The 8,407-nt window shown below is 58.8% G+C and carries 9 protein-coding genes; all 9 read right to left on the bottom strand.

The window, feature by feature from the left end:
• Positions 1 to 132 precede the first annotated feature (132 nt).
• A complete protein-coding gene (gene yajC / locus PKO02S_RS31095) occupies positions 133 to 453 on the bottom strand; it encodes a preprotein translocase subunit YajC (protein WP_174819977.1) in 321 nt (106 codons plus the stop codon).
• Between the two features lie 21 nt (positions 454 to 474).
• On the bottom strand, positions 475 to 1,608 hold the full coding sequence (gene tgt / locus PKO02S_RS31090) for a tRNA guanosine(34) transglycosylase Tgt (protein ID WP_127589025.1): 1,134 nt from the start codon (positions 1,606 to 1,608) through the stop codon (positions 475 to 477).
• Positions 1,609 to 1,643: 35 nt separating this feature from the next.
• Positions 1,644 to 2,675: a tRNA preQ1(34) S-adenosylmethionine ribosyltransferase-isomerase QueA gene (gene queA, locus PKO02S_RS31085; protein WP_127589023.1), complete on the bottom strand. Its 1,032-nt coding sequence runs from the start codon at positions 2,673 to 2,675 to the stop codon at positions 1,644 to 1,646.
• 9 nt (positions 2,676 to 2,684) lie between these two features.
• A complete protein-coding gene (locus PKO02S_RS31080; RefSeq protein WP_127589021.1) occupies positions 2,685 to 4,826 on the bottom strand; it encodes a SpoIID/LytB domain-containing protein in 2,142 nt (713 codons plus the stop codon).
• Between the two features lie 59 nt (positions 4,827 to 4,885).
• Positions 4,886 to 5,920: a Holliday junction branch migration DNA helicase RuvB gene (gene ruvB / locus PKO02S_RS31075; protein ID WP_127589019.1), complete on the bottom strand. Its 1,035-nt coding sequence runs from the start codon at positions 5,918 to 5,920 to the stop codon at positions 4,886 to 4,888.
• A gap of 29 nt (positions 5,921 to 5,949) precedes the next feature.
• Positions 5,950 to 6,591, bottom strand: a complete 642-nt coding sequence (gene ruvA / locus PKO02S_RS31070) for a Holliday junction branch migration protein RuvA (protein ID WP_127589017.1) — start codon at positions 6,589 to 6,591, stop codon at positions 5,950 to 5,952.
• Positions 6,588 to 7,091, bottom strand: a complete 504-nt coding sequence (ruvC, locus tag PKO02S_RS31065) for a crossover junction endodeoxyribonuclease RuvC (RefSeq protein ID WP_127589015.1) — start codon at positions 7,089 to 7,091, stop codon at positions 6,588 to 6,590. The genes ruvA and ruvC overlap by 4 nt, the downstream gene beginning before the upstream one ends.
• Positions 7,092 to 7,286: 195 nt before the next feature.
• Complete coding sequence (locus PKO02S_RS31060; RefSeq protein WP_127589013.1) at positions 7,287 to 7,925, bottom strand: BofC C-terminal domain-containing protein; 639 nt, start codon at positions 7,923 to 7,925, stop codon at positions 7,287 to 7,289.
• Between the two features lie 90 nt (positions 7,926 to 8,015).
• A partial coding sequence (locus tag PKO02S_RS32685; protein ID WP_164821808.1) for a hypothetical protein occupies positions 8,016 to 8,407 on the bottom strand: 392 nt, incomplete at its 5' end.

The raw sequence follows: 8,407 nt of genomic DNA, 5'->3' as shown, positions 1-8,407 counted from the left end.
CTCAACCACGCTTCGCAAGCGTCCCTCTTATGCTTTATTGCTGTAAAGCATTAAACTTTCTATAATGTCAAGTAAAGACGCACAGCCGTATGGCTGTGCGTCTTAAGGTGCTCTATGTAAGGGTATCCGGACTTACTTCACTTCAGCAGCCGGCGCCGATTGCACGACCGCACTGATCGCGGATCGGTCGAACGTAAGCTTCGTCGCATCGTTGACGCGCAGCACCACGATATCGTCGGTGATCTCCATGATCGTGCCGTGCATGCCGCCGATTGTCGTTACTTTATCGCCTTTCTTCAGCGTGCTCAGCATGCTGGTGCGGGTTTTGGCTCGCTTCTGCTGCGGACGGATCAACAAGAAATACAAGACGGCGAACATCAGGATGAATGGCAAAAAGGTCGTCAAGTAACTCGCTGCCGATGGGCTGGCGGCCTCTTCTGCAATATACAACATGTCGGGCTCCTCCTTTCGTTCTTAGAAACCTTTGTCGTTCTCGTTCAACCCGTACCGGTCGAAAAACTCGTCGCGGAAGTCAAGCAGACGGTCCTCCATAATGGCACGTCTTACACCCCTCATCATTTCGAGCAAGAAGTGCAAATTGTGGTACGTGGTCAATCGGATGCCGAACGTCTCATCCGCCTTGATCAAGTGCCGCAAATAAGCTCGGGAATAGTGTTGGCATGTGTAGCAGCTGCATGCCGGATCGAGCGGTCCGTAATCGCGCGCATAAGCGGCGTTCCGAACGACCAGTCGACCGGTGCTCGTCATGCATGTCCCATTGCGGGCGATCCGAGTCGGAAGCACGCAGTCGAACATGTCGATGCCTCGAATCGAGCCTTCGATCAGCGCATCCGGCGAGCCGACCCCCATCAGGTAGCGGGGCTTCTCCGTCGGAAGCAGCGGGACGGTGCTCTCGAGCATCTCATACATGAGCGGCTTCGATTCTCCAACGCTAAGTCCACCAATAGCATACCCCGGGAAATCCATGGAAGTCAACTCCGCCGCGCTTTGCTTGCGCAAATCGGCGTACATCCCGCCCTGGACGATCGCGAACAGCCCCTGGTCATGCTTGCGCGCATGAGCTTCCAGGCAGCGAGCCGCCCAACGCGTCGTGCGCTCGAGCGACTTCTTGACATAGTCGTACTCCGCCGGATAAGGCGGACACTCGTCGAACGCCATCATAATATCGGCTCCGAGCGCGTTCTGGATCTCGGTCGCTTTTTCTGGCGTCAGGAATAGCTTGTCCCCGTTCAAGTGGTTGCGAAACGTGACGCCTTCCTCGGTAATTTTGCGAAGCTCGCTCAGGCTGAACACCTGGAACCCTCCGCTGTCGGTCAAGATCGGACGGTCCCAGTTCATGAACCGATGCAGCCCGCCAGCTTCCTTGACGATGTCATGCCCGGGGCGAAGGAACAGATGGTAGGTGTTGCTCAGAATGATGTGCGCGTCCATCTGCTTCAATTCTTCCGGACTCATCGTCTTCACCGTAGCGAGCGTGCCGACCGGCATAAAAGCAGGCGTCTCGATAACGCCATGAGGCGTATGCACCCTGCCTAGCCGAGCGCCGGATTGTTTGCAAGTTTTGATTGCTTCGTATCGAATGGCCATGCTTGTGAATTCCCTTTCCTTCCTCTAACCAACCCTTATTCGTAAATAAACATCGCGTCGCCGAAGCTGAAAAAACGGTATTCCCGCTCAATCGCCTCCGCATAAGCCTTCATGACCGCGTCGCGTCCGGCCAGTGCGCTAATCAGCATCACTAGCGTCGACTTCGGCAAATGAAAGTTCGTCAGCATCGCGTTCACCAGCTTGAACTCATAGCCAGGATAAATAAAAATCGACGACCAGCCGTCGCAAGGCTCGATCGTTTGATCGCCAAACCGCTGTCCCACCGTCTCCAGCGTCCTCGCCGATGTCGTCCCCACCGCTACGATCCGACTTCCTCGGGAACGTGCGGCATTCAGCTGAGCAGCCGTTTCTTCCCCGATTCTGTAATATTCGGCATGCATGCTGTGTTCCTCAACCGTGTCCGCCGAAACCGGACGAAACGTACCGAGTCCGACATGCAGCGTCAAATAGGCGATCGTAACCCCTTTTGCACGAATCCGCTCGAGAAAGTCCGGTGTAAAGTGCAACCCAGCCGTCGGAGCCGCAGCAGAGCCTTCATGCTTCGCATAAACGGTCTGATACCGCTCGCGATCGTCCAGGCGCTCCTTGATATAAGGAGGAAGCGGCATTTGCCCGAGACGATCCAATATTTCGTTGAAAATGCCGGTGTAGCGGAACCGAATCGTCCGCATCCCCATTTCGCTTTCGTCCACTACTTCCGCTTCAAGCTCGTCGCCGAACAAAATCCGGGAACCGACATGGAGCCTTTTACCCGGTCGTACTAGCGCTTCCCAGCGGTCTTCGCCGAGCGACTTGAGCAGCAGCACCTCCGCCTTGGCGCCTGTTTCGGGTTTGACCCCGAACAATCGGGCGGGAATTACCCTCGTGTCATTCAGCACAAGCGTATCGCCTGCCTGCAAATACTCGATCAGCCGCTCGAATTTCTCATGGGCGATCGCCCCCGTCGCCTTGTTCAACGTCAACAAGCGGGAGGAAGTGCGATCCGCAAGAGGCGTTTGGGCAATCAGCCGTTCCGGCAGCTCAAAATCAAACCAATTGACATCCATTCGTTTCACTCAATCCTTACTTATAGTGACTCCATTATAGTAGTATTGCAGGATGCTCTTGTAGTCATACCCGGTCTCGGCCAGCCCGCGCGCGCCCCATTGCGACATGCCGAGTCCGTGACCGAAGCCTTTGCCGATCATGCGGAACTGGGCGTCCGGCGTAGCGGGGCGGACTTGACCCGATCCGCCCAGCACGTAGTAGCTGCCCTTCACGGACTGCAGCTTAGCCCCAGCGGCGGTCTGGCTGCCGGACAGCACATAGACCGGCGTCTGAGCCGTCCCCGTCACTTCACGGACTTGTCCGCCCGCTCCTGCGATCGCCAGTTTGCCGGTCTCTTCGATGTTAAACCGTGTGCTGGGCAGTCCTCCGAGCGCCGTTCGATAATTGTCCGGTTTTGCCTGCGTCACGGTCTTGCCGTTCGCCTGCAGCTCCGTCACCCGACCGGAAGGCCCGATCTTGGACACTTTCAAGGAGATCAGCGGCCCCACTACATCCGGAGTAAAGATACCATTCATTGTATCTAGCAACTGCGGCCCGGTGAAAGGTCCTCGTATCCAGGCGTATTCAGTCGACTGAGGGTCCTGCCCTATTCGGGTCATCAGGTCGCCCTTGTTCACGCGGGCAATAGCCGCATTTTTGACATCGTCCACATACGGAGCCTGACGAAGCGCCACGCCCGAATCGTTCGCCGCCACGATCGGAAGACCCGCAGGCGACTTGCGGCCGGTGTCCGTCACATAGTCGGAGCGGATATAGCCAAGCGTCCCGTCGGCGAGCACGACGCGAGCCCAATTGAGCTTGCCGGCCGCAGCGATCTCGTCAGGACTGGGCTTGACCGCTATGTAATCGACCGGCGTGCCCCAAACTTCGACAGCGTCTCCCGTCATCCCGCCGGCATTGGAGTAATAGAAGGGCGAGATCGGCTCGCCCTTGTACAGCACGAGCTCGCCGGCCGTTGCGTTGGCGGCCGCGATAGTGGCGGCACCCTCTCCGCTTAGCCCAGAATAAGCCTGATCCACGGTCGAATCGGAAATATGCGCGATTTGATATTTCATGCCTTGCTTGATCGCGAACGTCCGGGCGGCGACGGCTTGCGCCTTCAGCACCTCGGTCGGCCAGCTGTTGTTCAGCTCGGTGCCTACGACCGACGCCACATACTGCTCGAACGGCAGCTCGTTGACGACGGCCAGGCTGCCGTTGAACTCAGTTAGCTCGATGGCGCCGCGATACCGTCGTTTGCTGCGCTCGTCCACCTGGACAATGCCGTCCTTCGCCGTCACCCATACTTTCTGGCCCGACGCGCTCGTGCCGAACACGAAATGATCGGCGCCGCGAGCCGCCGTCACGCCGGTCACGCCGGCCGTCACCTCTTCGCGCTTCAGCAAATAAGGCGCATTGCGGTCGGCCGTCTGCAGCGGCACGTTCAGCTTGAGCGCCTGCTGCTTCAATGCATTCAGCTGCGTCTCGTCGACCGCTTCGCCGACCCACACGGCATAGGCGGTCTGGCCGCCCTGCTCGACTACGGTCAGGAACGCGTCCATCCCGTTCGTCAGCAGCATGTCGAGCACCGGCTTCGCCGCCGCCTCCGTGGCGAACGTCCCCGCCGTGCCGTGCAGCGGGCCGGCGACCGCCGGCACTGCGCCGCGCAGCTGCGCCGCGACGGCCGCGTTCGCGCCGATGCGCTGCTTGGCGGCCTCCGCCAGCTGCACGCTCGTGTACATGCCGCTATAGATGCGGTATACGGGTTTGCCTGCCTTCAGCGACCGGAACACGAACGGCTTGTCGTCGGACGGCTGGAGCGCCTTCGCCAGCGCTTCCGCCTGCGCGGCGTCCAGAGTCTCGGCCACAAGCACCTTGTAGCCGTCCACGCTGGCGCGGACCGGCACGCCAGGCGAGGTCGTCAGCCAGCTGCGTGCGCCGTTCGGCTGTCGGTTGCCGATGTCGAGCCCTTGCTCGGCGAGCAGCGTCACTGCCGGCACGACGACTTTATAAGATTTGCCCGAATCAATGAACAGGGCAACGCGAATTTCGTTCAGCTTGGGTACGGCGGCGTAGCTCTCCACCACGAAGGCAGGTGCGGCGGCCGTGACCGTCATCCCCAGGCCGAGCAGCATCGCTATCGTACGTCTATGATTGCGGAAAAAGCCCATCGCCTTCAACTCCTCTGTCTAGTAGCGCCAGCGCTAGCATGCATACTATCGTATCGGCGTCATAACAAATAGTTGTCGTTGTCATCCTTGCCTCCGCTAGTCGGCAGCGGCAAGCCCAAATGCCGGTACGCCTGAGGCGTCACCATCCGGCCCCGCGGCGTACGCTGCAGGAACCCGATCTGCAGCAAATACGGCTCGTACACATCCTCGATCGTCTGGCTCTCTTCCCCGATCGTCGCCGCGATCGTATCGAGCCCGACCGGGCCGCCTCGGAAATTCATAATGACGGCACGAAGCATCTTGTGGTCGATCTCATCGAGTCCCAAGTCGTCGACGCGGATCAGCTTGAGCGCCTGGCGAGCGATATCGAGCGTAATGACGCCGTCGCCCTTCACTTGCGCGTAATCGCGGACGCGCTTCAGCAGCCGGTTCGCGATCCGCGGCGTGCCGCGCGACCGTTTGCCGATCTCCGCCGCCGCCTCGCCGACGATGCCGACCTGCAGGATGTCCGACGCCCGGCTCACGATAAAGCTCAGCTCGTCGACCGTGTAGTACTCCAGCCGGCTGACGACGCCGAACCGGTCGCGCAGCGGAGCCGACAGCAACCCGGCGCGCGTCGTCGCCCCGATCAGCGTAAACGCCGGCAAATCGAGCCGCACCGAACGGGCGCTCGGCCCTTTGCCGATAATGATGTCCAGGGCGAAATCCTCCATCGCCGGATACAGCACTTCTTCCACCGTCCGATGAAGGCGGTGGATCTCGTCGATGAACAGCACGTCGCCTTCCTGCAGGTTCGTCAGGATAGCCGCCAAATCGCCCGGCCGCTCGATCGCCGGGCCGGAAGTCGTCCGAATATTGACACCCAGCTCGTTAGCGATAATGTTGGACAGCGTCGTCTTGCCAAGTCCCGGCGGCCCGTACAGCAGCACATGATCGAGCGCTTCCTTGCGCATCTTGGCCGCTTCTATGTAAATCTTCAAATTTTCCTTCGCTTGCGATTGCCCGATGTATTCGGCCAAATAACGAGGACGCAAACTAAGCTCGACTACGTCGTCCTCCATCATCAAATTCGCGGAGATGATCCGGTCTTCCATCGATGTCCTCCTCCCCAGCTAGTCCTATGCTAGACTCCGTTGTACAGCGCCTGCAGCGCCAGCTTCGTCAGCACCTCCGCCGGATCGCCTTCCTGGGCCTTCGGCTTCACCCGCGCCCAAGCCCGATCCGCCTCCGCTTCCGTGTAGCCCAGCGCGAGCAGCGCTTCCTTCGCCTCCGCCCATGCGGTCCCGCCTTCTCGGCTCCCGGCTCCAGCCGCGGCGTCTCCAAACCCTAGTCCAGCTGCGGAAATCGCTCCCGCCGGCACCGGAATGGCGCCAAGCTTGTCCTTCAGATCGAGGACGATGCGCTGCGCCGTCTTCTTGCCGATACCCGGCAGCCTCGTGAGGAACGCATAGTTCTCTTGCTGCACCGCCGCTACAATTGCTTCCGGCCGGCCGGCCGCCAGCATGCCTAGCGCCACGCGCGGCCCGATGCCGCTCACCTCGAGCAACCGGCGGAAGAGCGACTGCTCCTCCCGGCTCGGAAAGCCGAACAGCAGAATCGCATCCTCCCGAACGTGATGATGGATATAATAGGTCGTTTCGTCCGACTTGTCGGCGCCTGCCGCATACGGGTTCGGACAAAATACCCGGTACCCCACGCCGTGAACGTCGAGGACGACATATTCCGTTTCTCTATGTACCACTTTCCCGCGCAAAAAATCGATCATGGCTTCGACGCTCCATTCATCTTCATCTGCAAGGCGGCGGAATGCGCGTGACAAATCGCAATCGCCAATGCGTCCGCCACATCGTCTGGCTTCGGGACAGCGCTCAGCTTGAGCAGCATGCGCACCATCTCCTGCACTTGCTTCTTCTCGGCGCCGCCATAACCGACGACCGCCTGCTTCACCTGGAGCGGCGTGTATTCCGCGATCGATACGCCCTTTTGCACCGCCGCCAGCATCAATACGCCTCTGGCTTGGCCGACCGTCAGCGCCGTCGTCACGTTTTTATTGAAAAACAGCTTCTCGATCGCCACTGCATCCGGCTCGTATTTGTCTATCAGATGGATCGCCGATTCATAGATTTCTTTCAATCGAATGGCCGGATCCTTATGGGCCTCTGTCTGGATGCTACCGTATTGAACGGGAACGAGCCGATGGCCTTCCTTGTCGACGAACCCGAATCCGACGATGGCGATACCCGGATCGATGCCGAGCACCCGCATATCTCCACTCCCACTTTCCCCTGCTGCATCATGCGAACAAATGTCCGAAAAAAGCGAACATATGTGTTCCCTTGTGCCATTATAGCAAACTTGCTCGCGAAAAAGTACCTTCCGCCCACAAAAAAACAGACGGATCCGAGTTGGACCCATCTGTTTCTTTCCACGCCGAGGCTTGTCCCTTGCAAGGCCTATGATTCACTCTTCGACTGCAAACTCGCTGAACGTGGACAGCACGCTGTTGTACTCCAGCAAATCTTTGACGCGAATGCCTTCCTTCAGCTGCTCGACCGCTTCCCGCTGCAGGCTGCTTTCCAGAAACCCAACGTTCAACTGAAAAAAGGTCCGAATTACTTTCTGGCCCGCCGGCACACCGTCGAACAAACTCAAGTTGCCGTCCTTGTCCATTCCGAAATAAGCGGAGTCTTTGCAGCTTGGCGACAAATCATCGATCAGCTCCTGCATGACGACACGATCGTTCTTGAGCAGGATGGACAGCCCCGGATTTTCCTCGTGCAGGCTCTGAATTTCTTCCGGCCACATGGCGCCTAGCTGGTCGGTCTCTTCGCCGCATACGTACGATCGGATCACCATTACTGTCTGTTTTTTTCCTTGTTTGGCTAGTATTGCCAGCGCATCCTCGTCCGAATCCGGCACGCCAGCCGATGCGATCGGAGCCAATGCGGATTGCGCATCCTTCCTTCCGCCCTCGTCATTATGCGCCAGCAGCCAACCCGCAGCCGCACCTGCAACCAGCACGACGGCACCCAGCGACAACACGCGGCGCTTGAGGCGAAGTCTTTTTTTCAACTGTTTGTACAAACCGCTGAAGTTCATGGGAATCCCTTCCGTCCTAGCATTTTTCTCTAGTTTTGCCAGAAGGAATTCCCCTTATACTTCACTCGTGCCCGTATTAATAAGGCGTTGCTAGTTGCGAATCCAAGGCGTGCTCTTTTTTGAAGGTTTGACCGAAGCGGTCTTCGCCTTGCGGCCTCCGCGTCTCGTGCCTGATCTGGAGCTTTGGCGCGTGTTCACGGATTCGGCATCGGCGAGGGCGACATCGAGCTCGCTCTCCTCGGCCTGACGGTCATGGCAGCCACAGTTGCACGGCTTCTTGTTCCAGTCGGCATGGCCAGGGTAAGGCGAGTAGCCGTAAGGAGACACTGCTCCAGGTACGCTGGAGACAAAAGCGTTGTTCGGACCGGGAGCTTGCGATGCGCCGAGTGTCTGGTTGTCGGTATACATCGGGTAGAAAGGTGTATTCGGCATCGATTGATAAGGCGACACCATCGGCGCGTTGCTCATCGGCATGTTGCTGA

It is taken from the genome of Paenibacillus koleovorans NBRC 103111, assembly GCF_004000845.1.
Lineage (GTDB): Bacteria > Bacillota > Bacilli > Paenibacillales > NBRC-103111 > Paenibacillus_AA > Paenibacillus_AA koleovorans.
Note: the sequence above shows the minus strand (reverse complement) of the source record. Positions and strands in the feature narration are given on the sequence as shown.

Excerpts from the sequence above, each read along its gene's own strand:
- yajC (WP_174819977.1), bottom strand. The coding sequence starts at position 453 with ATGTTGTATATTGCAGAAGAGGCCGCCAGCCCATCGGCAGCGAGTTAC.
- tgt (WP_127589025.1), bottom strand. The coding sequence starts at position 1,608 with ATGGCCATTCGATACGAAGCAATCAAAACTTGCAAACAATCCGGCGCT.
- queA (WP_127589023.1), bottom strand. The coding sequence starts at position 2,675 with ATGGATGTCAATTGGTTTGATTTTGAGCTGCCGGAACGGCTGATTGCC.
- PKO02S_RS31080 (WP_127589021.1), bottom strand. The coding sequence starts at position 4,826 with ATGGGCTTTTTCCGCAATCATAGACGTACGATAGCGATGCTGCTCGGC.
- ruvB (WP_127589019.1), bottom strand. The coding sequence starts at position 5,920 with ATGGAAGACCGGATCATCTCCGCGAATTTGATGATGGAGGACGACGTA.
- ruvA (WP_127589017.1), bottom strand. The coding sequence starts at position 6,591 with ATGATCGATTTTTTGCGCGGGAAAGTGGTACATAGAGAAACGGAATAT.
- ruvC (WP_127589015.1), bottom strand. The coding sequence starts at position 7,091 with ATGCGGGTGCTCGGCATCGATCCGGGTATCGCCATCGTCGGATTCGGG.
- PKO02S_RS31060 (WP_127589013.1), bottom strand. The coding sequence starts at position 7,925 with ATGAACTTCAGCGGTTTGTACAAACAGTTGAAAAAAAGACTTCGCCTC.